General features: G+C 69.0%; 26 protein-coding genes and 1 pseudogene. 10 read left to right on the forward strand and 17 right to left on the reverse strand.

Annotated features, from left to right (window positions below):
- Positions 1 to 189: 189 nt before the first annotated feature.
- From FHR38_RS16645 to FHR38_RS16655, 3 genes are all read left to right on the forward strand, one after another.
- Entirely contained in the window at positions 190 to 816 is a 627-nt protein-coding gene (locus FHR38_RS16645) for a DUF47 domain-containing protein (protein ID WP_184535536.1), read from the forward strand.
- Between the two features lie 4 nt (positions 817 to 820).
- Positions 821 to 1,828, forward strand: a complete 1,008-nt coding sequence (locus FHR38_RS16650; protein WP_184535537.1) for an inorganic phosphate transporter — start codon at positions 821 to 823, stop codon at positions 1,826 to 1,828.
- A 227-nt stretch (positions 1,829 to 2,055) separates the two neighbouring features.
- Positions 2,056 to 4,134 (forward strand): protein kinase domain-containing protein, encoded by a 2,079-nt coding sequence (locus FHR38_RS16655; protein WP_376771413.1) that lies wholly within the window; start codon positions 2,056 to 2,058, stop codon positions 4,132 to 4,134.
- Positions 4,135 to 4,190: 56 nt separating this feature from the next.
- Here the strand turns inward: FHR38_RS16655 and FHR38_RS16660 are convergent, their stop codons facing one another.
- Entirely contained in the window at positions 4,191 to 5,159 is a 969-nt protein-coding gene (locus FHR38_RS16660; RefSeq protein WP_184535539.1) for a Gfo/Idh/MocA family protein, read from the reverse strand.
- A gap of 149 nt (positions 5,160 to 5,308) precedes the next feature.
- On the opposite strand from FHR38_RS16660, the gene FHR38_RS16665 reads away from it, so the two are divergent.
- Positions 5,309 to 6,160 carry an NUDIX hydrolase gene (locus FHR38_RS16665; RefSeq protein ID WP_184535540.1) on the forward strand — a complete coding sequence of 284 codons (852 nt, stop codon included), beginning with the start codon at positions 5,309 to 5,311 and terminating at the stop codon, positions 6,158 to 6,160.
- 39 nt (positions 6,161 to 6,199) lie between these two features.
- Here the strand turns inward: FHR38_RS16665 and pstB are convergent, their stop codons facing one another.
- The 8 genes from pstB to FHR38_RS16705 form a co-directional block, all read right to left on the reverse strand.
- Complete coding sequence (gene pstB / locus FHR38_RS16670; RefSeq protein ID WP_184535541.1) at positions 6,200 to 6,976, reverse strand: phosphate ABC transporter ATP-binding protein PstB; 777 nt, start codon at positions 6,974 to 6,976, stop codon at positions 6,200 to 6,202.
- A gap of 20 nt (positions 6,977 to 6,996) precedes the next feature.
- Positions 6,997 to 8,067: a phosphate ABC transporter permease PstA gene (pstA, locus tag FHR38_RS16675; protein ID WP_184535542.1), complete on the reverse strand. Its 1,071-nt coding sequence runs from the start codon at positions 8,065 to 8,067 to the stop codon at positions 6,997 to 6,999.
- 19 nt (positions 8,068 to 8,086) lie between these two features.
- Positions 8,087 to 9,226 (reverse strand): phosphate ABC transporter permease subunit PstC, encoded by a 1,140-nt coding sequence (gene pstC / locus FHR38_RS16680; protein ID WP_184535543.1) that lies wholly within the window; start codon positions 9,224 to 9,226, stop codon positions 8,087 to 8,089.
- Positions 9,227 to 9,276: 50 nt separating this feature from the next.
- Positions 9,277 to 10,371 carry a phosphate ABC transporter substrate-binding protein PstS gene (pstS, locus tag FHR38_RS16685; protein ID WP_184535544.1) on the reverse strand — a complete coding sequence of 365 codons (1,095 nt, stop codon included), beginning with the start codon at positions 10,369 to 10,371 and terminating at the stop codon, positions 9,277 to 9,279.
- Between the two features lie 220 nt (positions 10,372 to 10,591).
- Positions 10,592 to 11,569 (reverse strand): mycothiol synthase, encoded by a 978-nt coding sequence (gene mshD, locus FHR38_RS16690; protein ID WP_184535545.1) that lies wholly within the window; start codon positions 11,567 to 11,569, stop codon positions 10,592 to 10,594.
- Positions 11,570 to 11,670: 101 nt separating this feature from the next.
- Positions 11,671 to 12,576, reverse strand: a complete 906-nt coding sequence (locus tag FHR38_RS16695; protein WP_184539766.1) for a polysaccharide deacetylase family protein — start codon at positions 12,574 to 12,576, stop codon at positions 11,671 to 11,673.
- A 311-nt stretch (positions 12,577 to 12,887) separates the two neighbouring features.
- The gene (locus tag FHR38_RS16700) at positions 12,888 to 13,646 is read right to left on the reverse strand and encodes a winged helix-turn-helix transcriptional regulator (RefSeq protein ID WP_184535546.1); all 759 of its coding nucleotides are present in this window, start codon (positions 13,644 to 13,646) and stop codon (positions 12,888 to 12,890) included.
- A gap of 192 nt (positions 13,647 to 13,838) precedes the next feature.
- A complete protein-coding gene (locus FHR38_RS16705) occupies positions 13,839 to 14,405 on the reverse strand; it encodes a hypothetical protein (protein WP_184535547.1) in 567 nt (188 codons plus the stop codon).
- Here FHR38_RS16705 and FHR38_RS16710 point away from each other — a divergent pair.
- The 5 genes and pseudogenes from FHR38_RS16710 to FHR38_RS16725 form a co-directional block, all read left to right on the forward strand.
- Positions 14,354 to 15,350 (forward strand): annotated as a pseudogene (locus FHR38_RS16710) (hypothetical protein); the annotation flags it as partial. The gene FHR38_RS16705 and the pseudogene FHR38_RS16710 overlap by 52 nt on opposite strands.
- Positions 15,351 to 15,453: 103 nt before the next feature.
- Positions 15,454 to 16,245, forward strand: coding sequence for an LmeA family phospholipid-binding protein (locus FHR38_RS16715; protein WP_312882209.1), 792 nt, complete (start codon positions 15,454 to 15,456; stop codon positions 16,243 to 16,245).
- 120 nt (positions 16,246 to 16,365) lie between these two features.
- The gene (locus FHR38_RS33240) at positions 16,366 to 16,443 is read left to right on the forward strand and encodes an Ms5788A family Cys-rich leader peptide (protein ID WP_312882565.1); all 78 of its coding nucleotides are present in this window, start codon (positions 16,366 to 16,368) and stop codon (positions 16,441 to 16,443) included.
- A 168-nt stretch (positions 16,444 to 16,611) separates the two neighbouring features.
- On the forward strand, positions 16,612 to 17,460 hold the full coding sequence (locus tag FHR38_RS16720) for a sulfurtransferase (protein WP_184535549.1): 849 nt from the start codon (positions 16,612 to 16,614) through the stop codon (positions 17,458 to 17,460).
- Between the two features lie 2 nt (positions 17,461 to 17,462).
- Positions 17,463 to 17,816: a DUF1416 domain-containing protein gene (locus FHR38_RS16725; protein WP_184535550.1), complete on the forward strand. Its 354-nt coding sequence runs from the start codon at positions 17,463 to 17,465 to the stop codon at positions 17,814 to 17,816.
- A gap of 156 nt (positions 17,817 to 17,972) precedes the next feature.
- Here the strand turns inward: FHR38_RS16725 and FHR38_RS16730 are convergent, their stop codons facing one another.
- The 5 genes from FHR38_RS16730 to FHR38_RS16750 all read right to left on the reverse strand — a co-directional run bounded on the left by FHR38_RS16730 (position 17,973) and on the right by FHR38_RS16750 (position 20,005).
- Positions 17,973 to 18,176, reverse strand: coding sequence for a DUF397 domain-containing protein (locus FHR38_RS16730; RefSeq protein ID WP_184535551.1), 204 nt, complete (start codon positions 18,174 to 18,176; stop codon positions 17,973 to 17,975).
- Complete coding sequence (locus FHR38_RS16735; protein ID WP_184535552.1) at positions 18,169 to 18,330, reverse strand: hypothetical protein; 162 nt, start codon at positions 18,328 to 18,330, stop codon at positions 18,169 to 18,171. Before FHR38_RS16735 ends, FHR38_RS16730 begins: the two co-directional genes overlap by 8 nt.
- A gap of 191 nt (positions 18,331 to 18,521) precedes the next feature.
- On the reverse strand, positions 18,522 to 19,082 hold the full coding sequence (locus FHR38_RS16740; protein ID WP_184535553.1) for a DUF3995 domain-containing protein: 561 nt from the start codon (positions 19,080 to 19,082) through the stop codon (positions 18,522 to 18,524).
- Complete coding sequence (locus tag FHR38_RS16745; protein WP_221449054.1) at positions 19,069 to 19,521, reverse strand: hypothetical protein; 453 nt, start codon at positions 19,519 to 19,521, stop codon at positions 19,069 to 19,071. Before FHR38_RS16745 ends, FHR38_RS16740 begins: the two co-directional genes overlap by 14 nt.
- A 61-nt stretch (positions 19,522 to 19,582) precedes the next feature.
- Positions 19,583 to 20,005: a YybH family protein gene (locus FHR38_RS16750; RefSeq protein ID WP_184535555.1), complete on the reverse strand. Its 423-nt coding sequence runs from the start codon at positions 20,003 to 20,005 to the stop codon at positions 19,583 to 19,585.
- A 66-nt stretch (positions 20,006 to 20,071) separates the two neighbouring features.
- On the opposite strand from FHR38_RS16750, the gene FHR38_RS16755 reads away from it, so the two are divergent.
- Complete coding sequence (locus FHR38_RS16755) at positions 20,072 to 20,443, forward strand: winged helix-turn-helix transcriptional regulator (protein WP_312882566.1); 372 nt, start codon at positions 20,072 to 20,074, stop codon at positions 20,441 to 20,443.
- Here FHR38_RS16755 and FHR38_RS16760 read toward each other — a convergent pair.
- The 3 genes from FHR38_RS16760 to FHR38_RS16770 all read right to left on the reverse strand — a co-directional run bounded on the left by FHR38_RS16760 (position 20,429) and on the right by FHR38_RS16770 (position 26,313).
- On the reverse strand, positions 20,429 to 21,046 hold the full coding sequence (locus FHR38_RS16760; RefSeq protein WP_184535557.1) for a phosphatase PAP2 family protein: 618 nt from the start codon (positions 21,044 to 21,046) through the stop codon (positions 20,429 to 20,431). The genes FHR38_RS16755 and FHR38_RS16760 overlap by 15 nt on opposite strands.
- A gap of 12 nt (positions 21,047 to 21,058) precedes the next feature.
- Complete coding sequence (locus FHR38_RS16765) at positions 21,059 to 21,670, reverse strand: carbonic anhydrase (protein WP_184535558.1); 612 nt, start codon at positions 21,668 to 21,670, stop codon at positions 21,059 to 21,061.
- Positions 21,671 to 21,915: 245 nt separating this feature from the next.
- Positions 21,916 to 26,313, reverse strand: a complete 4,398-nt coding sequence (locus FHR38_RS16770) for a S8 family serine peptidase (protein WP_184535559.1) — start codon at positions 26,311 to 26,313, stop codon at positions 21,916 to 21,918.
- Positions 26,314 to 26,480: the final 167 nt, after the last annotated feature.

Consider the following 26,480-nt stretch of genomic DNA (forward strand, 5'->3'; position numbering starts at 1 on the left):
TCGGATCTTCGGCTTTCGCCCCTCCGGGACAGCCGACTGGCTTAGATGAACGTTAGGTGAACGATGGGTTAATCGGTTTTGACCAGGGGTAGGCCGCAGGAATCGGCGTTTTCGCGTTCCCTAGCATCTCCCGAGGCAGGCTCCTCCTATGGCCCGTCCCCCGTCCACCGACGCAACGAGGTCCGACCCGTGAAGTTTTCCTTCCGCCCCACCGAGGGCGCCTTCTACGAGCTCTTCACCAGGGCCGCGAAGAACCTGGTGCGGGGTACCGAGCTGCTCAACGAGCTGGCCCTGCCCGGAGTCGACGTGCAGTCGGTGAGCGAACGGCTGACCGAGGTCGAGCACGACAGCGACCAGATCACCCACGAGCTCTACAAGAAAATCAACTCCACCTTCATCACGCCGTTCGACCGGGAGGACATCTACCGGCTCGGGTCGTTGCTCGACGACGTGATGGACCACCTGGAGGCGGTCGGCAACCTGCTCTACCTCTACGGCCTCACCAAACTGCCCTCCCTGCCCCGGGAGATGCACGAGCTGGTCAACGTACTGGACCAGCAGGCGCGGCTCACCGCCGAGGCGATGCCCCGGCTGAAGTCGATGAAGGATCTTGAGGACTACTGGATCGAGTGCAACCGGCTGGAGAACGAGGGCGACCAGGCGTACCGGATGCTGCTGGTCCGCCTCTTCTCCGGCGAGTACGACGCGCTGACGGTGCTGAAGATGAAGGAGGTCGCCGACGAGCTGGAGGCCGCCTGCGACGCCTTCGAGCACGTGGCCAACACGGTCGAGACCATCGCGGTCAAGGAGTCCTGAGTTCGTGGACACCACCCTCATCGCCGTCATCGCGGTGATCATCGCGGCGATGGTGTTCGACTACACCAACGGCTTCCACGATGCGGCGAACGCCATCGCCACCAGCGTGTCGACCCGTGCGCTCACCCCGCGCCGCGCGCTCCTCCTCGCAGCCGTCGGTAACTTCGTCGGCGCGCACTTCGGCGCCGGGGTAGCCAAGACCGTCGGCGACGGTCTGGTGACCCTGCCCACCGGGGTGGAGAGCCTGGGTGTGGTCTTCGCCGGGGTCATCGGTGCCATCACCTGGAACCTGATCACCTGGTACTTCGGCCTGCCCTCGTCGTCGTCGCACGCCCTCTTCGGTGGTCTCGTCGGGGCGACCCTCTTCGCCGCTGGCGGCGTCGTCCAGTGGATGAACATCATCGAGAAGGTCATCATTCCGATGGTGGTCTCCCCGGTGGTCGGTCTGGTCCTGGGCTACCTGGTGATGCTCGCCATCCTGTGGATGTTCCGGAAGGGGAACCCGGGCAAGCTCGGACGGGGCTTCCGCTGGGCGCAGACCGCTTCGGCCGCCGCCATGGCGGTCGGACACGGCATGCAGGACGCCGCCAAGACCATGGGCATCGTCGTGCTGGCCCTGTACACCGGCGGCTACCAGAGCGACAAGGGGCACATCCCGGAATGGGTGTTCTGGACCTCGGCTGCGGCGCTCGCGCTCGGGACGTACGCCGGTGGTTGGCGGATCATCCGTACCCTCGGTCGGAAGATCATCGACCTCGGGCCGGCCGAGGGCTTCGCGGCCGAGACCGTGGCCAGCGCGGTCCTCTACTTCAACGCCCTGGTGCTGAAGGCGCCGATCTCGACCACCCATACGATCACCTCCGCGATCATGGGTGTCGGGTCGACCAAGCGGCTGTCGGCGGTGCGCTGGAACGTGGCCGGGAACATCCTGATCGCCTGGGTCACCACGTTCCCGGCGGCGGCCCTGATCTCCTGCATCGCCTACTTCATCGTCCGCCCGATCTTCGGCTGAGCGTCCTCGCCTCAACCGCACCCGATCCACGCTAAGAGCGGCCATCCCCGGCTGAGGGTGGCCGCTTTTACCGTCGCAGGCACGGTCATGAAACGGTGTAAATCCGGCGAAGCTCGGCTGCGCCGCGCAGCCGAACGCCGGAGGTCACTTCCGCGCGTCCGGTTGTCGCTTTTCCGCTAGTCTTCCGAGGCGCACGGTCGTTCGGTGCGCAGGTACCGTAATCGCTCGTGTCCAACGGTCCACAAAGTTTGATCGCCGATCGGTACCGGCTTGTCAGTCCCCTCGGGCAGGGGGGCATGGGACGGGTCTGGCTGGCCCGCGACGAAATGCTCCGCCGGGATGTGGCGATCAAGGAACTGGTGCCGCCACCGGGCCTGACGGACGACGAGCGGCGTGAGATGCGCGAGCGGTCCCTGCGCGAGGCGCGGGCGATCGCCCGGCTCGACCAGGGCAACGTGGTGCGCATCTTCGACGTGCTGCATGCGGACGGCGAGCCATGGATCGTGATGGAGTTCGTTCCATCCCGGTCGTTGCAGGCGGTGCTGGCCGAGAACGGCCCAATGCCGCCGGCCGAGGTGGCGCAGATCGGCCTGGCCGTGCTCGCCGCGCTACGCGCCGCACACCGCGCCGAACTGCTGCACCGCGACGTCAAGCCGGCGAACGTGCTGCTCGCCAATGATGGCCGGGTGGTGCTGACCGACTTTGGACTGGCCACCACGTCTGACGACCCGAGTATGACCCGAACCGGGGTCGTGCTCGGATCACCCTCGTACCTCGCGCCGGAGCGGCTCACCGAACGCGTCATCGGTCCCGAGGCCGACCTGTGGTCGCTCGGCGCGACGCTCTACGCCGCAGTGGAGGGGCGACCGCCGTACGCGCGATCGTCGGCGGTCGCGACGGTGGCCGCCATCGCGACCGATCCGCCGACGCCACCGGAGCGCGCGGGTGCGTTGACGCCGGTGCTGGAAGGTCTGCTGCGCAAGGACCCGAGCCAGCGGATCAGCGCGGAGGAGACCGCACGACTCCTGCGCCAGGCGATCACCGAGCAGCCCGCCCCGGCACCCGCAGCGGTGCCGACAGGTACGCCGCCCGCGGGTACGGCGCTGCCAGGTGAGCCGTCCCGAACACCGGCCGCCACCAGCACTGCCGTCCCCGCCACCAGCACTGCCGCCCCGGCCGACCCTGCCAGCGCCGCCACCAGCACTGCGACCGCCGCCAGCGCCGCGACCAAGAAGCGAAGGTACGGCTGGCTGATCGCCGCCGTCGTGGCGGTGGGTCTTGTCGGGGTCCTCGCGATTCAACCGCTCCTCAACAACGCCGTGGCCGACGACGGCAAACCCGACCCGGTACCCGGCACCTCGATGTCACCGACCCCAGCGACGAGGGCTGGTTGGCACTACTACACCCAGGATCCCCGCTTCTCGGTGCCGGTTCCGGACGGCTGGCAGCAGCTTCGCGACGGCAGGCGCGTCGAGTTCCGTGAACTGGAGGGCCGCCGGGTGCTGGTCGTCGAGGCGCTCGGCGCGCCCAAGGCCGACCTCCTGGCGGACGCCAGGGCCGCAGAGGCGGCGGACCGCAAGACCGAGAGGTATTCGAAGTACGAACGCGTCCACCTCCGCGAGGTGGACTACCGGGCGCGGGCGGTGGACCGCGAATGGACGTACACCGAACCCGACGGGACCCGGATGCATGCCCTCACTCGCAGCTTCGTCGCCGAGAACGGCCAGGCGTACAGGATCCAGTGGGTCACGCTGGATAGCGCGTGGACGGCCGGGCAGGGTGATCTCGCACTGGTCCTGGAGGGCTTCCGCGTGCCGCAGGCACCGGTGTCACCGAGCGCAGGATCGACGTCTGCCGGGCCACACAAGAGCGTTCCGGCCAAGACACCCGGTGCCACCAAGAGCAGCACGCTGGCAGCACCCCGGTTCACCGACCGACCCATCGTCAACAACGGCAGCGGCAAGTGCATCGACGTGCCCGACAGCAATCGGAACACCACCGCCGAAATCCAGATGTGGGACTGTCATGGCGTCGCTGGCGAGAAGTTCACCCTCGGCGCGGATTTCACGCTGCGGGTGTTGGGTAAGTGCCTTGAGCTCAGAGGCACCAGCAACGGCTCCAACCTACGGATCGCCACCTGTACGGGCAGCGCCACGCAGCGGTTCGACCTGAACCGCGCGGGCGACCTGGTCAGCCTCGGCCCAGTCAAGTGCGTTGAAGTGACTGACGCAAACCCGGGCAACGGTGTCTGGCTCCAGATCTGGGACTGCAACGGCCGCGACCACCAGAAGTGGCACCTTGGCTAGCCGCAACCCGTGTTCGCCGCCGTCAGCAGTTGATCAAAGAGGGGTGGCAACTGCCGCTAGGGGTAACTGACGCCGATCTGCTCCCGTACGGCGTCCAGCAGCCCCAGCACCTCCAGGGTGGCCGCGTGCGGCACCAGCGGGCTCTCCCGTAGACCCGCCGCGAGGCAGCGCTGCACCTCGGCCGCCTCGTACTGGTAGCCCCCACCGACCAGCGGATCGGCGAAGACCTCCGGCTCGGCGTCGACCCGGTGCAGGGTGAACTCGGCGGGGCGGAAGAAGAGGCTGGGCAGCTCGATCCGCCCCCGAGTGCCGGTGATCGTGGCGACCTGCGGCGTCGCGCCGAGCATGCCGCAGGTCAGCGAGGCGAGCGCGCCCGAGTCGTACCCGAGGATGATCGCGGTGTTCTCGTCGACCCCCTCGGGGCTCAGCTTCGCCCAGGCTTTCACCTCGTCGGGTGCGCCGAGCAGGAGGTGGGCCAGGCTGACCGGATAGATGCCGAGGTCCAGCAGCGCGCCGCCGCCCAGCGTCCGACTCCGCAGCCGGTGCTCCGGTGGGAACGGCCCGGCCAGACTGAAATCGGCCGCAACGGTGGTCACCTCGCCGATCGCCCCATCGGCTATCAACGCGAGCATGCGCAGGATGACCGGGTTGCAGCGCATCCACATCGCCTCCATCAGGAAGACGTCGTGGGTGCGGGCCGCCTCGACCAGCTCCATGCTGCTCGCCCGGTCCAGGGTCATCGGCTTCTCGCACAGCACCGCCTTGCCGGCGGTCAGGCAGGCCAGGGCCGCATCGTGGTGGGCGATGTGCGGGGTGGCGACGTACACGACGTCGAGGTCCGGGTCGGCGGCCAGTTCGGCCCATGATCCGTACGCCCGGGGGATCTGGTGCCGGTCGGCGAACGTCCGCGCCGCCTCGGCGGAGCGGGAGCCGACCGCGACGACCTCGGCGTCGGGCAGCAGGCGAAGATCTTGGACGAATCGTGCGGCGATGTTGCCGGTGGCCAGGATGCCCCAACGTGTCATGCCGGCACGCTAGCCGAGAGCGCTCCCAAGGTGCCCGCCTGCCCCGGTCGACTCGGCGTGCCCCGGTCGACTCGCCTGCCTTGGTCGACTCAGCCTGCCCCGCTGACTCGCCTGTCCCGATGGGCGGAGGCGCGAACTAAGCTCACGGGATGACGATCCGCGACTGGACCACGGCGCTCGACTGGTCCAAGGCCCCGGCACCGCTGGTCGAGCACGCCCGCCGCTTCCGGGCCGAGGGCGGTGTGCCGGCACCCGCGCGGGTTGCTGCCACCGTCCTGCTGTTGCGGCCCGCCACCACCGGCTTCGAGGTGTACGTCATCCGCCGGGTCGCCGCGATGGTCTTCGGCGGCATGTACGCGTTCCCGGGCGGCGGGGTGGACCCGTCCGACTCGCAGGTACGCCTCGACTGGTCCGGGCCTTCGCCGGTTTCCTGGGGCGAGCGGTTGGCCTTGGAGCCCAGCGCGGCGCAGGCGGTGGTCTGTGCGGCGGCGCGGGAGGTCTTCGAGGAGGCGGGGGTCCTGCTGGCTGGCCCGACGACGGACACGGTCGTCGGCGACGTGAGCGGGGACGACTGGGAAGCGGCCCGGTCGGCGCTGGTCAAGCGGCAACTCCACTTCGCCGACCTGCTCGCCGAGCGGGGATTGGCGCTCCGCTCCGACCTGTTGGTGCCGTGGAGCCGGTGGATCACCCCGGAGTTCGAGCCGCGCCGCTTCGACACGTATTTCTTCGTGGCGTTGCTGCCCGACGGGCAGCGGACCCGGGACGTCTCCGGCGAGGCGGACCACACAATGTGGATCAATCCGGAGGAGGCGCTGACCCGCGCTGTCGCCGGGGAGATCGCCATGCTGCCGCCGACCATGCTGACCCTGGCCGAGGTGGCCGCCTGCGCGGATCTGTCCGCCGTACCGGCGGCAGCCGCCGAGCGTGACCCCGCGAAGCCGATCATGCCCCGCCTGGAGTTCCCGTCCGACGGCAGCGAGCCCCGCTTCCTCCTCGACTGACCATCGCGGCAACGAACCTTCACCCCCCTTCCTGACATCTCAGCCGAAGCGGCCGGTGATGTAGTCCTCGGTCTTCTTCACGCTCGGGTTGCTGAAGATCTTTTGGGTGTCGTCGTACTCGATGAGTCGACCGGGGTCACCGGTGCGCTCGATGGAGAAGAACGCCGTACGGTCGGAGACCCGGGCCGCCTGCTGCATGTTGTGCGTGACGATGATGATCGTGAACCGGTCCTTCAGTTTGAACATCAGGTCCTCGATCGCGAGGGTGGAGATCGGGTCCAGTGCCGAGCAGGGCTCGTCCATCAGGACTACCTGCGGCTCGACCGCGATGGTCCGGGCGATGCAGAGCCGCTGCTGCTGACCACCGGAGAGACCGGCCCCCGGCTTGCCCAGCCGGTCCTTCACCTCGTCCCACAGGTTGGCTGAGCGCAGCGCCTTCTCGGCCGCCTCGGTCAGCACCGACTTCTTCTTCACGCCGTTGAGCCGCAGCCCGGCGACCACGTTCTCGAAGATGGACATGGTGGGGAACGGGTTGGGCCGCTGGAAGACCATGCCGATGGTGCGCCGGACCGCCGTGACGTCCACGTCGCGGTGGTAGATGTCCTGGTCGTCGATGGTCAGGCTGCCGTCGACCCGGGCACCGGGCAGCACCTCGTGCATCCGGTTGATGGACCGGAGGAAGGTGGACTTGCCGCAGCCCGAGGGGCCGATCAGGGCGGTGACCGTCTTCGGCTCGACGGTCAGGTTGATGTTCTCGATCGCCTTGAACGAGCCGTAGTAGGCGGTCACGTTCGTCGCTTCGATGCGCTTGGCCATGATTGCGTTACCTCCGAGGATCAGCGGCTCAGCCGGTTACGGCGGGCCAGCAGCTTCGCCGCGATCGTCAGGACGAGGACGAGGGCGACCAGGGTGAGCGCCGCCGACCAGGCCCGGTCCGGCGCGTACTTGGAGGCGTCTCCGGCCTGCTGGTAGACGAAGAGCGCCAGGGACGACTGGTTGTTCTCGAACGGGTTGAAGTTGATCGCCGCACCGCCGCCGGCGACCAGCAGTACGGGCGCGGTCTCGCCGGCCGCGCGGGCAATCGCCAGCATCACGCCGGTGACGATGCCGGGCAGCGCGGTGGGCAGCACGATCCGCAGGATGGTCTTCCACTTCGGCACCCCCAGGGCGTACGACCCTTCGCGCAGCGGGGCCGGCACCAGGCGCAGCATCTCCTCGGTGGAGCGCACGATGGTCGGCAGCATCAGCACGCTCAACGCCAGCGCGGCGGCGAAACCGGAGTAGCCGGGGCGGCCGTCGTTGAAGACGGGGGTCACGATCAGCACCCAGAAGGCGAGTACGAAGAGCCCGGAGACGATGGACGGGATGCCGGTCATCACGTCGACGAAGAACCGGATCGCGAAGGCGAACCGGCCCCGGCCGTACTCGACGATGTAGATCGCGGCGGCGATGCCGAGTGGCACGGTGATCAGCGCGGCGATGGCGACCTGTTGCAGGGTGCCGACGATCGCGTGGTACGCCCCGCCGTTCGGGTCCCGCGCCCCGATGTTGTTCATCGAGGTGAGGAAGAAGTCGGCGTCGAGGCGGGCGGCACCCTGGCTGACCAGGGTCCAGACCACCGAGGCCAACGGCAGGACGGCCAGCACGAAGGCAGAGTGGATCAGCGCGCTCCAGGTGCGGTTGCGTGCCTGCCGCCGACCCTCGACCGCGTGGCTGGCGGCGTAGAGGCCGACCAGGTAGAGCAGTGCGCCGAGGACGACGACCAGCACCGGCCCGCCGATGCCGGTGCCGTAGACGACGGCTGCCGAGACAGCCAGCGCGGCCACCGCGACACCCAGGATCGCGGGTACGGCCAGCCGGCGGGCCCGGAGGTCGCCGATCGGCGCAGGCAATGAGCTGGTGGTCATGTGGAGGGCTCCGTAACGGTCATGCGGCGGCCTCCGTGAACTCCCGGCGGCGGTAGAGGATCGCCCGCGCGGTGATGTTGACGATCAGCGTGATGGCGAAGAGCACCAGTCCGGAGGCGATGAGTGCACCGCGCCCGACGTCGTTGGCCTCGCCGAAGGCGTTGGCGATGTTGGCGGCGATGCTGTTGCCGCCGTTCTCGATCAGGTTGACCGAGATGCCGAAGGTCATGTTGAGGGTCAGCGCCAGGGCGATGGTCTCGCCCAGCGCCCGGCCCAGCCCGAGCATCACGGCGGCGACCACGCCTGGCCGCCCGTACGGCAGCACGGCGGTGCGGATCATCTCCCACCGGGTGGCTCCCAGGGCGAGTGCGGCCTCCTGGTTGGCGGTGGGGGTCTGGAGGAACACCTCCCGGGACAGGGAGGTGATGATCGGCAGCACCATGATCGCCAGGACCAGCGAGCCGAGCAGGACGGATCGGCCGAACGGGCCGTCGCCACCGAAGATCGGCAGCCAGTTGAAGTACTTGTTCAACCAGGCCGACAGGTCGCGTACCGGCTGGTAGAGCACCTCTCGACCCCAGAGGCCGAACACCACGCTCGGTACGGCGGCCAGCAGGTCCATCAGGAACCCGAGGCTTGTACCGATCCGGCGGGGGGCGTAGTGGCTGAGGTAGAGCGCGATGCCCAGCGCCACCGGCACGGCCATCAGCAGAGCCAGTACGGCGGAGAGCACCGTCCCGAACGCCAGCGCCCCGATGCCGAACTTCGGCTCGGGGTCGTTGGGGAACCAGCCCTGGAAGGTGAAGAAGTTGACGGTGTTGGCCCGCAACGCCGGGACCGCTCGGGCGACCAGGAAGATCGCGATGGCCACGATGATGGCCAACACGGTGGCACCAGCGGCCAGGGTGAGGATCCGGAACGCCCGCTCGGCCCCGAAGGCCCGGTGCCGGGGCAGCGCCCCGCCGCCGCCCAGCCCGCTCGGCACCGGATTGCCGGACGGCTCAGGGGCCACGATCGTGGTCACGGGTGCGTCGGCGGAGTTCGTGGTCACGGGTGTGTCGGCGGACGGCACCGAGGCGCCAGCGGGCCGAGCGTGACTGGTGGTCACGCCCGACCCGCCGACGCCGGGGCCGGCCGAGCGGGGAGCGTTGTCGCCCATCTGCGCTCGCTTAGGTTGACGGAGGTACGGGGACAGGGCTGGGGGACGCTTCAGGAGATGTTCTTGACCGCGGTCTCGACCTTGGCCCGTACCGACTCGGGCAGCGGGGCGTAGCCCAGCTCGGTCAGCTCCGCCTGGCCGGCGGTGCTGGCGGCGTGCGTGAGGAAGCCCTTGACCAGCGGCAGCTTGTCGGCGGGTAGGCCCTTGCTGCACACGATCTCGTAGGTCACCAGGACGATCGGGTAGGCCCCGGCCTCCTTGGTGTTGTAGTCGATCGACAGCTTGAGGTCGTCGCCCTCACCGGTCAGCTTCGCCCCGGCGATGGTCTTACCGGCCGACTCGGCGGTCAGCGCGGCGAACTCGCCCGCCCCGTTGCCGACCTTGGCCATCTTCAGGGCCGAGTTCTCGGCGTACGACCATTCGACGTACCCGATGGCGCCGTCGGCCTGCTTGACCGCGCTGGCCACACCGTCGGAGCCCTTGGCGCCGGTGCCACCGGGGGCCTTCCACGCCTTGGCCTTGCCGAAGGTCCAGTCGGCCTCGGCGGTCTTGGACAGGAAGTTGGTGAAGTTGTCGGTGGTGCCGGACTCGTCGGAGCGGTGCACCGCCTGGATCGTGGTCGACGGAAGCTTGGCACCCGGGTTGTCGGCCTGGATCGCCGCGTCGTCCCACTTGGTGACCTTGCCGGCGAAGATCTTCGCCAGGGTGGCCGGCTTGAGCTGGAGGTTGTCCACGCCGTCGAGGTGGTAGACGATGGCCACCGGGCCGATCACCATCGGCAGGTGGATGGCCTTGCCGCTGACGCACTTCGCGTCGGCCTTGGGCTGCTCGTCCTCCTTGAGTACGGAGTCGGAGCCGGCGAAGTCGGCGGTGCCCGCGATGAACGCCTGGATTCCGGCACCGGAGCCGGAAGCCTCGTAGTTGATCGTGGTGCCCTGGCACTTCTGCTGGTATGCCTTGATCCACTCGGCGACGGCGTTCTTCTGCGCGGACGAGCCCTGCGCGTTGAGCGTGCCGGTGGCGCAGTTGGCGGAATTGGTGGTCGAGGACCCGGTGGGCTCGTTGTTGTCCGAGCCGCACGCGCTGAGGGCGAGCGTCGCAGTCAGAGCGAGGCAGGCGAGGGTGCCGTGCCGCTGGAGCTTCACCTGAGGTGTTTCCCTTCACATGGACGGAAGCGCCGGGATCCCTGAGCACCCCGGGAGCCGACTGTCGAACCGGCTAGTAGGGAAGTTAGGAGTGCCAGGTAGCCGGCTTGCCGGTCACAAGTGAACGGGGGGTGAACAGGTGCGGCCGGGTAGGTGACCGTCAGCTAAGGGTGAGTTGTCCGTTTCGTGAACTGGCGTGACCTACGCGCCCGGTGTCGGGTCACGCCCTCCGGTAGCCGACGTCGATCGACCGGCGGGCGAAGCCGAGCCGGCTGTAGAGACGCACCGCCGAGGTGTTCGACTCGTCGACGTAGAGCATGGCCCGGGTCAGTCCCTGGTCGCGCAGGTGACGTAGGCCGGCGGTAGTGAGCGCCCGGCCCAGTCCCAGCCCGTGTGCGTCCGGCTCGACGCCCACCACGTACACCTCGCCGATCGGGACGGACCCGTCGCCGGCGTGCACCTTGGTCCAGTGGAAACCGAGCAGCCGCCCGGTGGCATCCTCGGTGGCCACCAGGAAACCGGCCGGGTCGAACCAGGGCTCGGCCATCCGGGCGTGTAGGTCAGCCAGGGTCCACCGGCCCTGTTCCGGGTGGCTGGCGAAGGCGCGTCGGTTGACCGCGACCCACGCCTCGTCGTCCACACCGGGGCGGAAGGCGCGGATCGACATCCCCGCGGCGAGCCGGGGCTCGGGTAGTGGGGTGGACAGCGGTAGGCGCATCTGCCACAGCACGCGGACCCGCTCGAATCCCAGGTCGAGCGCGAGGGCCGCGGCCGACGGGTGGTCGCCGTGTGCCCAGACGTACAGCGGTCCGCCAGCGTGCGCGGCGGTCGCGGTGACCAGCGCGCGGCCGAGACCACGACGGCGGCGGGCCGGGTGTACGACCAACTCCGCGGTCGCGTCGCCGGTACCGACCGCCTCGGCGGAGGAGGTCGGCTTGTCGTCGGACGGCGTGGTCGGCTCGTCGGTGCTGGCGGGTTCCAGGTGGGCGTATCCGGTCAGTTGGTCGTCCGGGCCGTGGATCAGCAGGTGGGTGCCGTGTCCCTGGCGGATCCGGAGCAGGGTGTGCTCAGAGAACGGGTTCGCACCATCGGTGACGGCAGCCGCCTCGGCCAGCGCCAGGACCTCGCGGACCAGGTCCTCGGTCAGCTCCCCGACAATTCCAACCTGGACACTCGTTACGGCGGCTCTGCTGGTCATTTCGTTACGGTAGCCCGCGTTACCGGCCCACTCGCCAGTGATCTGCGTCCAACCTGGAAGCGCGGTTGCTGTCGGTGCGTGGAGAGACGTGACACCGTCGACTATTCCGCCTCGATCCGGGACCGGGTGGGCAGAGCTTCGAGATAGAAACGTTGCAGCAGGTTGGGCAGGATCGCGTACAGCGCGGCCATGGTGCCGCGACGGTCGCCACCGGCATCGTGCAGCAGCACGATGTCCCCGGCGCTGGTGCTGCCGGTCACGGTGTCCACGATGCTGCTGGCACCTGGCAGCGTCCAGTCCCGGGGATCCACCGTCCAGTGCAGCGGGGTCATACCGAGTTCGACGGCAACTTGGACCAGCCCGGAAGTCCAGTTCCCGCCAGGCTGGCGGTAGTAGCCGATCCGGGCATCCGGTACGGCGGCCCGGATCGCCTCGTTGGTGCTGACCAGATCCGCCTCGATCTTCTGACGCGAACGGGCACCAAGACCGACGTCGTGGCTCCACGAGTGGTTGCAGAGGGTGTGCCCGTCGGCGACGATCGCACGCACCAGATCGGGATGGTTCAGGGCGTTCTGGCCGACCAGGCAGAAGGTCGCCTTGACGCCGTAGTAGCGCAGCAGGTCGAGTGCCTCCGGGGTGTAGTTCGGGTCGGGACCGTCGTCGAAGGTGAGGGCCACCTCCCGGGTACCGGTGGTCATCCGGCTGCCGAACGGGCCGCTCTCCTCCAACGGCAGCGGCAGGCCGAAGAAGCTCGGGTCCGGTGCGGAAGTGGGCGGTTGGCTCTCCGTCGGGGTGGGACTGGGCGACTCCGGCTCGGTGTCGTGGCCGAGGTGATCGCTGCCGACGACGTCAGGACGTGTGGTCGGCCCACCGGTGGTCGCCGTACGTGTCTGGTGGCGTTTGTCTGGATTGTGGTTGATGCCAAGCGCGTAACCACCGACCAGGATCGAGACCAGGAGCGTGGTGGCGACGCTGAGGACGCGTACGGCGGAGAGCTTGGCCGCCATCAAACTGCCCACAGTCTGCTGCTGGTCGGCCCACTCCGAGCCACATGATCCGTCGCCGACGCCACCGTCGCCCCCTTCGCACGTTCCTGAGCCGCCAGGATATGCGCGTATTTTGGGGATAAGGGAGGCTTTCTAGCATTCAGCCCTATTCGTTGGAGTGACCCGGAGGGCGGGCAGGGCGGACAGCAAGGACGCCACCCGGACGGTGGCCCAGAGTGGCGTCTGGCAGGGGCAGGTGCCCACGTGCCGGCTGGCTGGCGTGGTGCTGGCGTGGTGCTGGCGTGGCTCCGGCCAGCCTGCGATGGCTCGCGTCAGACCGGCAGGCGGGTTGAACCGTTGGCGGGCCGGCGGGCGGAGGTGGCCGGGCTGCCGGCCGGTTCGGCGTCGGGCAGGGACCGCGACGACGGTACGACGAACTTGTAACCCACCTGGCGGACCGTGCCGATCATCGACTCGTACTCGGAGCCGAGCTTGGCGCGTAGCCGGCGTACGTGCACGTCGACCGTACGCGTGCCGCCGAAGTAGTCGTAGCCCCAGACCTCACGGAGTAGTTGGTCACGAGTGAAGACCCGCCCCGGATGCTGAGCGAGGAACTTGAGGAGTTCGAACTCCTTGTAGGTGAGGTCGAGCGGGCGGCCCTTCAACTTGGCGGCGTAGGTGTCCGGGTCGATGGTCAACTCGCTGGCCCGGATCAGTCCGCTCGCCCCGGTGGTCGCGCTGTTGAGTCGACCAACGGTCAACCGCAGCCGTGCCTCGACCTCGGCCGGTCCGGCTCCGGTGAGGATCACGTCGTCCACGCCCCAGTCGGAGTTGAGGGCGATCAGCCCCGCTTCGGTGACCACCGCGATCAGCGGTACCCCGAGCCCGGTGGAGTGCAGCATCCGGCAGGTGGCGCGGGCGTCACTGAGTTCCGAGCGAGCGTCCACCAGCACGGCGTCCGGGCTCGGTCCGGAGACGAGGGTGCGGACGTCACGCGGAGCGGTACGCACCGAGTGGGGGAGTAGGTCGAGGGCCGGGAGTACGGCCGAAGGCTCGGCTGCCCGCGCGGTCACCAGTAGCAGGAGCTCCACGCAATCACCTCCGTCCCGGCGGCAGGGCCGCGCGGTGGCCAGCGGAGTTCCGGCTCGCGGGTGCCCGCTGGAGACTGGTGTGGGTCCCGGCGGCGCTGACGGGCAAGTCGGGCTGAGCTTAACCGATTCTCCGACCACCCCAGTGGTGAGAAATCGTCTTTGTCGTCTTTGTCGATTTGGCTGGGCAGGTTTTTACGTGGTGGAAACCGTGACCGGCGCGTACCCCGTCCGGTCTGGCACGATCAGGGCGTGCACCCCTCGATGCCCCCCGAGACCGGTCGCGACTCCTGGGCCGACGGCGGCCGACCCGAACCACCGGGTCGCGATCGGCCTGGAGCGCCTGGCCAGGATCGGCTCGGACCGCCCGGCCCGGACCGGCGGCCCGTACCCCCGGGCCGTGATCGGCCGGGCCCGCCCGGTGGTGATCGGTCCGTACCCCCGGGCCAGGGTCGGTCCGTACCCCCGGGCCAGGATCGACCCGGACCACCCGGCCAGGGTCGGTTCGGACCGCCCGGCCCGGAGCGACCCGTACCGCCCGGCGGTGATCGGCCCGTAGTGTCCGGTCCGGATCGGCGGCCTGGTCCGCCCGGCGGTGATCGGCCCGTACCTCCGGGTCGTGATCGACCCGTACCGCCCGGCGGTGATCGGCCCGTAGCGTCCGGTCCGGATCGGCCCGGCCCGCCCGGCCGCAGCCGCGTACCGGATTTCCACGGCCCGGCCGACGTCGGACCGGGTCGTCCGCCCCGAATGGTCGACCACCCGTCCGACCGGGTGGACGACGAGTGGAGTGAGTTCGGTGTCGGACGACGCACCCGGGGGGAACTGGTGCCCGGACCCCCGCCAGCCGACGACGAGCTGGACGAGGAAGAGATCGAGGTCGTTCCGGTCCGCCGCTCGCTGGCACTCGCCATCGGCGGTTTTGCCGCGCTGCTCGGGATCGGATTGGTCTTCGGGGCCCAGTTGGCTGGCCCGGGCAGCGCCCGGGTGCCCTTCGCCATCGTGGTCTTCGGGGTGCAGGTCCTCTTCGTTCTCGCCTGGACCATGGCGATGCGTCCACCCGCGTTGTTCCTGGTCGCCGGGATCGCCGTCGTGGCGGCGGCCATCGCCGACGTCGCCGCCGTCACGGCCGAGATCGCCGGCCTGGCCCCGCTCGGTTACGTGGCGGTGGGCGGCTTCGTCGCCGGGGTGCTCGGCCAACTCATCCGGCCCGCCGACCGCGCCCGTGTCACCGATTCCCTCGGCTCCACTCTGCTCATCGTGGTCGGTGTCGTAGCGCTGGGGACGCTCATCGTGCTCACCCGAGTGCCGATCGGTACTCAAGCGATCTTCGTGTGCCTCACAGCGGCCGGGGTTTCGTTGACGGTGGCCCGGTTGACCGACGCGGTGCTGCCATGGCCCAGGTTGGCTCCGCAGGTGCCCCGAGGGGCGGCCGGCGTGGTCATCGGCTCGATGGTCGGCACGCTCGCCGCCGGGATCATCGGGATATACCTGGTCGGTTTCACCCCGACCAGTGCCGCTGTGATCGGCCTGGTCACCGCAGCCGCCGCTGCCCTGACCGACCTGGCGGTCGGTTACGCGGAGGCGGGTCGGCTGATGGCCGGTGACCCCCCGACGATGTGGGTCGCCCGGCACATGCAGGGTCCACTGGGCGGGTTCGCGCTGGCCGCACCGGCCGCATACGCGATGAGCGTGCTCTTCCTCTGATCCGCACCGATGGGATCAGGCTGATCCGCACCGATTGCGGATCAGGGAAGTCGGGTACATGACGGTGCGGCGATCGGTGGCACCGGACGAGTCAGGAGGCGGCGTGGCAGACAGCTATCAGACGTACCCGGAGCAGCCGGTCCGGCGGCGGCGGCGGGGCCGCCGGCTGCTGATCACATTGTTCGTCCTGTTGCTCGTGCTGGCCGGTGTGCTGGTGGTGGCTGACCGGTTGGCCGTCGGGATCGCTGAGCGCGCCATCACCGAGCAGGCCGAGCGGGAACTCACCCGGCAGCAGATCACCTCGTCGCAGCCGGACGTCAGTGTGCACGGCTTCCCGTTCCTTACCCAGGTGGCCGGCGGCCGGTACGAGTCGATCACCATCAAGGTCCGGGACGCCGAGGGGCCGGTCCGGGGACAGAGCGTACGCCTGCCTGAGATCAACATTGATGCGCGTGACGTCGACGCGCCACTGGACACCCTGCGTTCCGGGCAGGGGACGATTACCGCCAAGACGGTGGTGGGCACCGGAACCGTCTCCTACGACACGGTCGCACAGTTCATGGGCAAGCCCGGGCTCACTCTCTCCGAGCAGGGCGGCAAACTTGCCGTGGCCGGGCCGTTGGAGATCCTCGGTCAGGAACGCATGCTGCGCGGCACGGCGGACCTGAGCATCGTGCAGGGACAGGTGGCGATCAAGTTCGACACCCTCGACGTCGAGGGCCTGACCGTGAATCCGCTGGCCGAGGCGCTGATCAAGTCGTACGCCCGGCAGATCTCCATCAAACTGCCGCTGCCGGCCATGCCGTTCCAGCTCGACGTGCAGGAGGTCCGGCCGGAGCCGGAGGGCCTGGCCGTCCGGGCGACCGCCACGAACGTGCCGCTCAACGGGGCCTAGCCGCGTACTGCCCAACGGGGCCTGGACGAAGGCGCACACCATCCGGGACGACTTGGACAGCGTCCCGGATGGTGGTCTGTCCTGGGGCAGTGGCCTGAACCGCTGGTAAGCTCCGTGGCCATGGGGACGCTCCTCACCAAACGGCGCGCGGTCGACCTGTGTCGCGTGGCCACCTGCCTGTGTCGCTCTGCCATCTGACGGCAGAGCTGCTCGTTGCGTACCCTCTGACATTCTCCCCACGCCCGGCAGCGGCGCCGTCGCACAACCCGTGATCCGTTCCGTTGGGTCCCGCGTGTGAAGTGCGACCAGTGCACAGCGTCCTACACGCGCTGACTCACACCACCATCCTCACCAGGGAGTGAACTGATGAGTCGCGACACCGCGCTCGTCTCGGCTGACTGGGCCGAGAAGAACATCGACACCCCGGGCGTCGTCTTCGTCGAGGTCGACGAGGACACCGCCGCCTACGACACCAACCACATCGCCGGTGCGGTCAAGCTCGACTGGCGGACCGACCTCCAGGACCCGGTCCGCCGGGACTTCGTCAACAAGTCGCAGTTCGAGGCGCTGCTCTCCGAGCGGGGCATCGCCAACGACGACACCGTCATCCTGTACGGCGGCAACAACAACTGGTTCGCCGCCTACGCGTACTGGTACTTCAAGCTCTACGGGCACGGCGACGTACGCCTGCTCGACGGTGGCCGCAAGAAGTGGGAGCTGGACGCCCGGCCGCTGGTCAGCGACCCGGTCTCCCGCCCCGCCACCCGGTACGTCGCGCAGGAACCGGACACGTCCATCCGGGCGTTCCGCGACGAGACAGTCGCTGCGATCGGCGTGCAGAACCTGGTCGACGTGCGCTCGCCCGACGAGTACGCCGGCCGACTGCTCGCCCCGGCCCACCTGCCGCAGGAGCAGGCCCAGCGGGCGGGGCACATCCCAACCGCGGTCAGCGTGCCGTGGTCCAAGGCGGCCAACGAGGACGGCACCTTCAAGTCCGACGACGAACTGCGGGCGATCTACGCGGCGGCCGGGCTGGACGACAGCTTGGACACCATCGCCTACTGCCGGATCGGCGAGCGTTCCTCGCACACCTGGTTTGTGCTCAAGGAACTGCTCGGCCACCAGAACGTGAAGAACTACGACGGATCCTGGACCGAGTACGGCTCGCTGGTTGGCGTGCCGGTCGTACTCGGCGACGAGCCTGGGGAGGCCTGAGCATGACTGCACCAGTTTCCGCTGCCACCACTGCCGCCGCTAGCACTGCCGCCGGTTGCGCGGCTCCGGACCAGTCCGCCCCGCTGCCCGCCAGCCTGGACCTGGAGAAGGAGACCGTCATCACCGGCGTCGTACGCATCGACTCTGGCGAGCCGGTGCCCGGGGCGTACGTCCGGCTGCTCGACTCCACCGGTGAGTTCACCGCCGAGGTGGTCACCTCGCCGGCCGGCCAGTTCCGGTTCTTCGCGGCTCCGGGGACCTGGACGCTGCGCGCCCTGTCCCGGCATGGCAACGGCGACCTGGCCGTCACCGCTGGCCGGGGCTTCAACGAGGTGGGCGTGACCGTCGTCGCCTGAGACATTTCTCTGTCGACAGTGGACGCCGTCCGGACCTGACTCGGTCCGGGCGGCGTCCACCCCCGTTGGCGGCGTCCACCCCCGTTGATCAAGAGATTTGCGTCGACCGGATCGCCCTGGCCTGACGCAGATCTCTTGATCAACGCGAGGGGGCGATCAACGCGAGGGGGTGGGGGCAAGCAGGTGGGTGATGAAGGTCGACCAGGCGGTGGGGGTGAAGGTGAGGATGGGACCGGTCTGGTCTTTGCTGTCGCGTACGGCGACGATGCTGGTGAGGATGTCGGCGACCTCGACGCACTCGCCACCGTTGCCGCCGCTGCGGGTGCTCTTGCGCCAGCGGGCCTGAGAAAGACTATCCATGGTGGACCTCCCCGATGATCCGCCACACCTTCTGCCGGGTGCACTCCAACGTGGCCGCCGCGCCGTCGAGCGTGGCACACGATTCGTCCCGAAGCGCGCGGAGCATCCGGCCCAGTTGTCGCCGGGGCACCGTAGAACCTGTTTCATCGGTCATCTGATCACTCCCGCCTCGATTCTTTTAACGTCGGCTGGTTGTCTTTTGCAACATGTGGTGACGGCTGGTTGGGGATTGGCGAAAGGTCAGCTCATCGACCATTTAGCTGTGCTGCTCGGACAATACAAGGCGGGCGTCGTCAACGGGATTAGCGTTGTCGCGAATACGATTTTCGCCGACGTACGTGGTCATTAATCAATCGACGGGTGGGGGCGCGTCCCAGGGCACGAGGCGAAGACTGCCTGTCCGCGCGAGGCAGTGCTCAGCCGCCATCCCGCCGCTGCCCAGCACAGTCCCCAGAGCAGGAAGAACGGCGACCACAGCAGCAGATCCCAACGCGCCAGCATATGAGCCAGCTCGGCGTGCTCGACCGACGCCGGGCGGACCCCGGTCAGTAGCAGTATGTCGCCGACGAAGCCGCCCCCCAGCGCCCCGATCGACCGGGCGATCATGAAGGTCGCCAGCGTCCAGGCGATCGTGAGCAGCAGCCGGCGCGGGACTCTCGTACCCCAGGGCCGTACGGTGGCCAGCGCGACGATGACACCGACCACCGCCGCACCGGCCAGCAACCAGTGGCTTGCCACGAACCAGGGATCACGGGCGAGGAGTTGTTCGCGCAGGTGTGGCGGCAGCGGGTCCTTGTCGGCCAGCGCATTGGCCCCCAGTGCCTGGGCGAGCTTCATCGATCCGTACGCCGCGGCGCACACCGCAGCCCCGTACCCACCCACCCGCGCCCGATCAGGCCGCGACATGTCTCGTCGCCGCCGCGTAGGACCGGACCATCTCCAGGAACAGTCCGATCACGAGGATGCCAAGGAGTCCGTGGTGCCACTGCCAGCCCACACCCATGCCGACGAACCCGTCCACGATCATGATTCCCGCGCCGCCGCCGACGGCCACCAGCATTCCGAGTAGCACGAGCAGCATCAGCTTCCGCGGCACCCGGCGCCCCAGTGCCGTGACCGTGGCGATGGCGACGCATGCCCCCAGCACGCCGGACGCGGTGGCGAACCACTGGGCGGTGGCCGCGTCCAGGAAATAGCTTTCCGTCTCGGCCGCCGACACCGGCGGACCGCCCGGGAATCCGAGCCGGGCCTGTAGCGCGAAGGCGGCCTTCCCCACGGCGTAACCGAGGAACAGCACCGCAACCGCGTAGGCCGGCCAGCGTCGCGGTCGATCAGTTTCAACCATGACTGCGACCGTAGGCGTCGTAGACTGGGCCTCCCTCCCCATCGCGAGGGAGGCGCTTCCCCTACCCGGGTGACTCTCCCTTCCCAGGTGGGCGGGCCACGCCGAACGGGTTGTCGATCACGTATCGCCAACGACCGTCGGAGCCACACCGGCCGACATCGGTGGCGGTGCCAGCGAGGCGCACCGGCTCGTCGGCGGGTGTCGTGCCCTCGATGACGTAGTCGACGATGAACAGTGCCAGGTCTCCGCTGACATAGATGTGGCGTGGCGCGACCCGGATCGGTACCCGCCACTCGAGGAACCGGGCGTTTGCCGCCAGCCGTTCGAGTCCGCTGACGGTCACGCCGGGTTGGGGCACGAAGACCCCCGCTGGCTCGTAGAACCGGTCGACGATCACGGGATCGAAGGTGTTGAAGGCCCGGGCGAACGCGTGGGGGTGCTCGGCGGCCTCGGTCGCCAGCGGCACACTGGTGGAATGGGTCATGCTGCCAGCCAAGCCGCTCCGGACGTAGGTCACCAAACGGAAACCTTCGGCACATGGGATCTGGAGCTGGTCCCGGACGGACGGGGTGCCACCGCTCGACCCGATCCGTCCTGTCCCGTCGAGGTCGCGCTCAGGGCCGTCTCCGGGCGTTGGACGACACTGCTGCTCCGTGAGCTGATGGACCGGCCGCTCGGCTTCACCGACCTGCGCGACCGCCTGCCCGCGTTGTCCGCCAAGGTGCTCGCCGATCGGCTTCGCGAGTTGCAGGGCCAGGGGTTGGTGGTGCTGCGCCGGCACCGAGGTTTTCCGGTGCGCTCGGAGTACGCCCTCACCGAAGCGGGGCGGGCCCTACGACCGCTGCTGGTCACCCTCTACACGACCGGCGACGCCCTACTCCGGATCGCCGAACACAATGGACGGACCCTACGCCACCAGTAGGTAGGTCGGGGTGGCGATCAGGATGCCGGCGATGAAGCCGGTGACGACCTGCATGGGAGTGTGGGCCCGGAGCTGGACACGGGACCAACCCACGGCGATGACGATCACGAACGCGGCGAGCAGCGCGGGACCGAACACGATCACCAGTACGCTGGCGCAGCCGGCCGCCACCGCCGTGTGCCCGCTCAGCTTCCAGAACATGTTGACCACGGCGATGATGAGCACCACGCCGAAGATCACCACGATCATGGCGATGAGCGGGCGGGGCGCACCGAGAAGGATCAACAGGGTCAGGCCGACGAGCACCGAGGCGAGGCCCAGGAGCAACGGCTTGCGGCGCTGTTCGCGCTTGCCGATGTGGTGGTCGGTGAGGTGGCCCCGCCGGACGCCGAGCCAGATGATGCCGTAGGGGATCACGGCGGAGAAGAACACCGCCAGAGCCGCCCAGCCGAGCCCGACCAGCAGGTCGGTGCTGGCGTGCAGGGCGATGATCAGGGGTAGCAGTGCGGCCAGGATGGCCGGCGCGAACGTCTCGGTGATGACCGAGGCGACCCGGTGGGTGGTCGGACGGATGGGCTGCTCGGGGGCGGTGCGGGTCGTCACAAATAGATCATTTTAGCTGGCGGGTGTGAGGAGGCGGGCCTTGCCGTCACTGAGCTGGTAGGACATGCCCACCACGGCGCATCGGCCCTCGGTGACCGCCTTGGCGAGCTTGTCGGAGAGGCGTACCAACTGCCCGACGGTGCGCTGGGTGTGGATGTCCACGATCTCGTCCACGTCGTGGACCTGCTGGCTCATCGCGTGCTGGACGCTGGGAACGACGGCGTCCACGACAGTCCCCAGGAAACCCGAGGGGGTGTCCCCGGTGGCGACGGCGTCGCAGGCGGCCCGTACCGCACCGCAGGAGTTGTGGCCGAGTACCACCACCAGCGGCGTGTTCAGGATGGTGACGGCGTACTCGATGCTGCCCAGCACCCCGGCGCCGGCGGTGTGTCCCGCGGTGCGGACCACGAACAGGTCACCCAGGCCCTGGTCGAAGATGATCTCGGCGGCCAGTCGGGAGTCCGAGCAGCCGAAGATCACCGCGAACGGGGTCTGCGTCCTGGCCAGGGCGGCCCGATGGTCGGCGTCCTGGTTCGGGTGTTTCGCCGTACCCGAGACGAAGCGTTCGTTGCCGGCGCGTAGTTCGGCGATGGCTTGGGCAGGTGTCGTGGGCCGCACGGTCATGATTCGCAGGGTACGGACAACACCCCGGAATTCTGGGTATTCGTCGCCGAGATCATGCGAGACGAGATTCACTCCGGTTAGCGGGGCGACCGGCTGGCAGACCTGGACACCAGGCTTCGCGTCGCCAACCACCCGTCCCCGGGCGGGGCCCACAACCCCTGGAGACAGGCGGTGGCCGCCGGACCCCGGGGGCGGGTCCGACGGCCACCAATCTGGTGTCAGGCGACAGGTCCGATCAGTTCAGATCAGATCCCGCCCACCCGGTTCCCGCACGGGGAGACCGGTTCGAGGGTGAAGTCGACGGTCGACACGAAGCCGGCGTCGAGCTGTACCCGCTGGACCTCGGGGATCCAGCCATCCTTGGCGACGATCACCTCGTACTTGCCCTTCGGCACCCAGTACGCGTACCGACCCTGGGCGTCAGCGGTCAGCGTGTAACCGTTGGCCCCCGAGTTGAGACGTACCGTCGCCTTGACCCCCACCGTGGCACCGGCGCAGGTCTTGCCGACCACGGTGCCCTGGATCTTGCCCCAGGTGGCGGGCGGCTGGACGTTCATCTTCACCGCCACCGACGGCGTCTGGTACGGGCTGTCCGACCGGATGCCCAGCTCGGCCGTGTAGGCACCGGGCTGGAGAACCCCGTTCTCGGCGGTGGCCGTCAGGGTGACGGTCACCGTCTTGCTGGCCCCCGGGGCCATGGTGAACGAGGTCGGGTTGGTGGAGAGCCAGGCCACGTCCGCACCACCGGCGTCGTCACACTGCTCAAGGCCACCGAGGAGTTCAGTCTCCTTGGAGCCGACGAACGACGACGGCGAACCACCGATCTTGTACGCGCCGCACGCGGCGGCACCCCGGTACCGGCTGAACTGGGCGTTCGGCAGGTCCCGCCAGGCTCCGGCGGCCGGGTCGTACGCCATGGTGCGGTTGGAGACGGCGGTCGAACCGTCGGTGACCCCACCGGCGAGCACGAGCAGGCCACCGGCGGCGGCGTACTGCGAGCCCCACAGTTCGGCCGGCATCACCGGCAGCGCCGTCCACTCGTTGGCAGCCGGTGAGTAGACGTAGCCGTCGGTGTACTCCGTCGCACCCGTGCCACCGGCGCAGTAGACGTTCTCGCCGATGCCACCACAGGCGATCCAGGACACCGGGTGCGGGTAGTTCGCACCGGTGCTGAACGAGCCAGCCGCCGGGTCGAAGACCACCAGCTTGTCGGAGTCGGTGCAGTTACCGTCCAGGCAGCCACCGGTCAGGTAGATCTTTCCGCCGGCCACGGCCGTACCCGCCGCCGAGGTGGGCGAGGGGTTGGTGACCCCGGACAGGGTGCTCCAGGTGCCCGCCGCCGGGTCGAAGACGTCGACCGTGGCGACCGGCGTGCCGCCGCTGGCCCAGCCACCGAGCACGTAGATCTTGCCGTTCACCGCCGCTGCGGACGGCTTCGCCCGCGCGCTCGGCATGTCGGGCAGGGCGCTCCACGTGTTGGCGTCCGGGTCGTACACCCAGATCTTCTTCTCGTTGCCGCTGCCGCTACCGCCACCGATGGAGTAGACCTTGCCATCGACGGTCACGGCCGCGTTGTCGAAGACCGCCGCCGGGAGGTCGGCGACCCGGGTCCAGGACTCGTCCGCGAGCGGTGCGGCCTGGGCCACGTTGCCCGCCGCGCCGTACGCCGTCCCGTGCTGGGTCTTGCTGATCCCCTTCACGGTGTGCTCGACCAGCGGCGCACCCTTGCGGGTGAAGAGCGGGCCGAACTGTCCGGTCCGCTCCAGCATCTCGACGTCGGTCGGGGCGCTACCGGTGTTCTTGATGGTCACCTTCGTGGTGCGGGTGCTGCCGTACGGCTGGTGCGACTCGACCGAGGTCGGGGTGACCGTCAGTCGACCCGCCTTGAGGGCGAAGTCCGCCTTCTTGGTGCCGTTCGCGACGACCGTCACCGACTTGGTCAGCGCCTGGTACGGCGCCTTCGTGGCGGTGAACGGGTGCGCCCCGACCTGGCTGGAGAACAACCAGTAGAAGCCGTCGGCGATGTTCGGGTCGTCCGGCGTCGCGACGGACGTGCCCTTCTCGGTCGGCGCGTCCCCACTGGTCACCGTCACGCCGTTGAGCGCCGCGCCGGTGTTCTTGTCGGTGGTGAAGCCGGTGACCAGGCCACCCGCCACCGTGCTGCAGAGCCGGTTGACGACCTGCACGTTGTCGACCTGCCACCACCAGGCGTAGGAGCCCTTGTAGCGGAAGCGCACCTGTGCGCTCGCCGCACCGGCGGCCGGGGTCAACGCGACCTCTTCGACGACCGGACCACGCCGGCTGGCGGTCTGGTTCCAGACGTTGGTCCAGGTCGCGCCGCCGTCGACAGTGACGTCGATGTCTGCCGGGCTGCTGAGCGCCCGGTAGTCGCTGTTGAAGCGCAGCAGCGGGGCGTTCACCCCGGTGAAGTCGAGCGCCGGGGTGACCAGGTCGGTGTCCTGGGTCTTGCCGCTGCCCAGCTTGTCACTGTCGATGTTGGCGAAGCCACCGGTGCCACCGGTCAGGTTGCCCCGGTTACCGATGTCCTGGAAGCCCCAGCCACCGCCCTCGGTCCGGTTCACCACCGACCAGCCGGCCGGGGTGCCCGTACCGTCGAAGGTCTCCGACAGCAGCGGGTCACTCAGGCTGGCCTGGTAGCCGGGCGCGGTGCAGCCCGCGTCGATCGGCACCGCGACGTTGAGGGTCTTGGCCGCCGCGCCGACCACCAGGTCACTGGTGACGGTCTGGTAGCCGGGAATGTTGGCCGTGGTGGTCAACTTGTAGGTGCTGTTGCCGGGGACCGTGAAGGAGTACTTGCCGGTCACCGGGTTGGTGTAGACCGGTGCGCCCGGTCGACCGGCCACCTCGATCTTGGCGTACAGCGGCCAACCGTGCCCGGAGCCGTCGGTCACCTTGCCGGTGACCGTGACCGTCGGCGACGCCACCAGAGCGAAGTTCTGGCTGACGGCGCTGCCTTCGGCGACGGTCACCGTGACGGTCTGGGTGGCGAAGCCGTATGCGCTGGCGACCACCTCGTGCTCGCCAGCCGGCACGGTCAGCCGGTACCGGCCGTCCGCACCGGTGGTGGCGCTACGGTTGTCCACGGTCACCGTCGCGCCGACGATGGCAGCGCCCCCGGCCGAGTTGGTGACGGCACCGGTGATCTGGCCGACCGCTCCGCGCGGGGCGGTGTTGACCGCCTGGTACGCGTTGAGCCGGCCCTCGCCGAAGACGTTGTTGTCGTCGACGGTGCCGCCGCAGGTCAGGGCGTTGACGTCGGTGGCGGTGTCGTCGAGCAGCGTCTCCGTGGCGGCGATGTCACCGCGCAGGCTCGGAGCCGCCGACCAGATCAGTGCCACCGTGCCGGAGACGTGCGGAGCCGCCATCGAGGTGCCGTTGAACGCCGAGTACCCGCCGCCCGGAACGCTCGACCGGACGCTGACACCGGGTGCCGAGATGTTCGGCTTGATCGCGCCGTCGACGCTGGACGCGCCCCGGCTGGAGAAACTGGCGATGTTGTTGTTCACGTCGTACGCGCCAACCCCGTACGCGTTGGGGTTGTCGCCGGGCGAACCGGCGGTGCCGCAGGCCGGGCCGTTGTTGCCGTTGGAGAAGCTGGGGAACATCCCGGCGGCCCGCCAGGCGGCGATGGTCTGCTCGTACCACAGGTCGCCGCCGCCGCCGCCCCACGAGTTGTTGACGATGTCGGCGTGCAGGTCCGGCCGGGGGTTCTGGCCGTTGAGGTCGGTGGGCGCGAGCACCCACTGTCCGGAGGCGAGCAGCGACGAGTCGGAGCAACTGTTGCTCTCGCAGCCCTTGGCGGCGATCCACTTGGCACCCGGCGCGACGCCGATCTGGTTTGCCGCGCCGTCGTCACCGACCATGGTGCCCATGGTGTGGGTGCCGTGGTCGTTGTTGTCACAGGGCGCGTCGCTGGAGCAGATGCCGGCCGGGTCGAACCAGTTGTAGTTGTGGTCGAAGGTCCCGTTGCCGAGGTTGCCCCGATACTTGCCGACCAGCGCCGGGTGCTCGTAGTCGACGCCGCTGTCGATGTTGGCGACGACGATGCCCTCACCGCGTACGCCGAACTCGCTCCAGACCCGGGGTGCCTCGATGTTGGTCAGGCCCCACTCGGCGGCGTTGGTGCCGGCCTTGGCGACGGCCGGTGCCGGCTGCGGCTTGATCAACTTGTAGCTGCGGACGTGGTCGATTCGTTCCACCTCGGGCCGGGCGGCGATCTCGTCCACCAGGGCCTTGTCGCCCTCGACCCGCAGTGCGTTGGCGATCCAGTATGCCGTGTACGGGCTCTTCCGCTCGTCCAGTTCGGCCCGCAGCCCCTGCTGGCTCCGCTGTGCGGTGCCGGTGAGCTGCTGGAACACCTCGGTGGCCCGGGCGTCCGAGCCGGTCTTCGTCGCCGCCTTGCTCAGGTCCCCGCGCTCACGCAGGTAGACCATGAAGCTGGTGGTGCCCTTGGTCGACAGCTCCGTGACGAGTTGCGGGCTCACCGTCGCCGACGCGCCGGGTTCGGCCGCAGTGGCGATGGCCGGTTGTGCCGAGATGCCGAGGACCACCGCCGCTGCCACGGCGAATGGTCGCCAGAATCTGGAACGCTTCGCGCTCCAGGGATCTGGGGATTTTGACATGCTTCCTCCCCACTGTTCCGGCGACCCGAATCGGGACGCCGACCGCAGCCCCGGGATGTCCGGACGCTGCCAGCCCATGTGGAAGCGCTCTCGGGTGACAGCTGGTGGCCCCCACATCAGCCTGGAGTCATGCTCGGCCAGTCCAGTGGAAGTGATCAATGGATGCG

This window comes from Micromonospora polyrhachis, assembly GCF_014203835.1.
GTDB classification, from domain to species: domain Bacteria; phylum Actinomycetota; class Actinomycetes; order Mycobacteriales; family Micromonosporaceae; genus Micromonospora_H; species Micromonospora_H polyrhachis.

What these genes read in the sequence shown, in the direction of transcription:
- FHR38_RS16660 (WP_184535539.1), bottom strand. Translation starts at nt 5,159, where the DNA reads ATGACACGTTGGGGCATCCTGGCCACCGGCAACATCGCCGCACGATTC.
- FHR38_RS16665 (WP_184535540.1), top strand. Translation starts at nt 5,309, where the DNA reads ATGACGATCCGCGACTGGACCACGGCGCTCGACTGGTCCAAGGCCCCG.
- pstB (WP_184535541.1), bottom strand. Translation starts at nt 6,976, where the DNA reads ATGGCCAAGCGCATCGAAGCGACGAACGTGACCGCCTACTACGGCTCG.
- pstA (WP_184535542.1), bottom strand. Translation starts at nt 8,067, where the DNA reads ATGACCACCAGCTCATTGCCTGCGCCGATCGGCGACCTCCGGGCCCGC.
- pstC (WP_184535543.1), bottom strand. Translation starts at nt 9,226, where the DNA reads ATGGGCGACAACGCTCCCCGCTCGGCCGGCCCCGGCGTCGGCGGGTCG.
- mshD (WP_184535545.1), bottom strand. Translation starts at nt 11,569, where the DNA reads ATGACCAGCAGAGCCGCCGTAACGAGTGTCCAGGTTGGAATTGTCGGG.
- FHR38_RS16695 (WP_184539766.1), bottom strand. Translation starts at nt 12,576, where the DNA reads ATGGCGGCCAAGCTCTCCGCCGTACGCGTCCTCAGCGTCGCCACCACG.
- FHR38_RS33240 (WP_312882565.1), top strand. Translation starts at nt 16,366, where the DNA reads ATGGGGACGCTCCTCACCAAACGGCGCGCGGTCGACCTGTGTCGCGTG.
- FHR38_RS16720 (WP_184535549.1), top strand. Translation starts at nt 16,612, where the DNA reads ATGAGTCGCGACACCGCGCTCGTCTCGGCTGACTGGGCCGAGAAGAAC.
- FHR38_RS16725 (WP_184535550.1), top strand. Translation starts at nt 17,463, where the DNA reads ATGACTGCACCAGTTTCCGCTGCCACCACTGCCGCCGCTAGCACTGCC.
- FHR38_RS16730 (WP_184535551.1), bottom strand. Translation starts at nt 18,176, where the DNA reads ATGGATAGTCTTTCTCAGGCCCGCTGGCGCAAGAGCACCCGCAGCGGC.
- FHR38_RS16735 (WP_184535552.1), bottom strand. Translation starts at nt 18,330, where the DNA reads ATGACCGATGAAACAGGTTCTACGGTGCCCCGGCGACAACTGGGCCGG.
- FHR38_RS16740 (WP_184535553.1), bottom strand. Translation starts at nt 19,082, where the DNA reads ATGTCGCGGCCTGATCGGGCGCGGGTGGGTGGGTACGGGGCTGCGGTG.
- FHR38_RS16745 (WP_221449054.1), bottom strand. Translation starts at nt 19,521, where the DNA reads ATGGTTGAAACTGATCGACCGCGACGCTGGCCGGCCTACGCGGTTGCG.
- FHR38_RS16750 (WP_184535555.1), bottom strand. Translation starts at nt 20,005, where the DNA reads ATGACCCATTCCACCAGTGTGCCGCTGGCGACCGAGGCCGCCGAGCAC.
- FHR38_RS16765 (WP_184535558.1), bottom strand. Translation starts at nt 21,670, where the DNA reads ATGACCGTGCGGCCCACGACACCTGCCCAAGCCATCGCCGAACTACGC.
- FHR38_RS16770 (WP_184535559.1), bottom strand. Translation starts at nt 26,313, where the DNA reads ATGTCAAAATCCCCAGATCCCTGGAGCGCGAAGCGTTCCAGATTCTGG.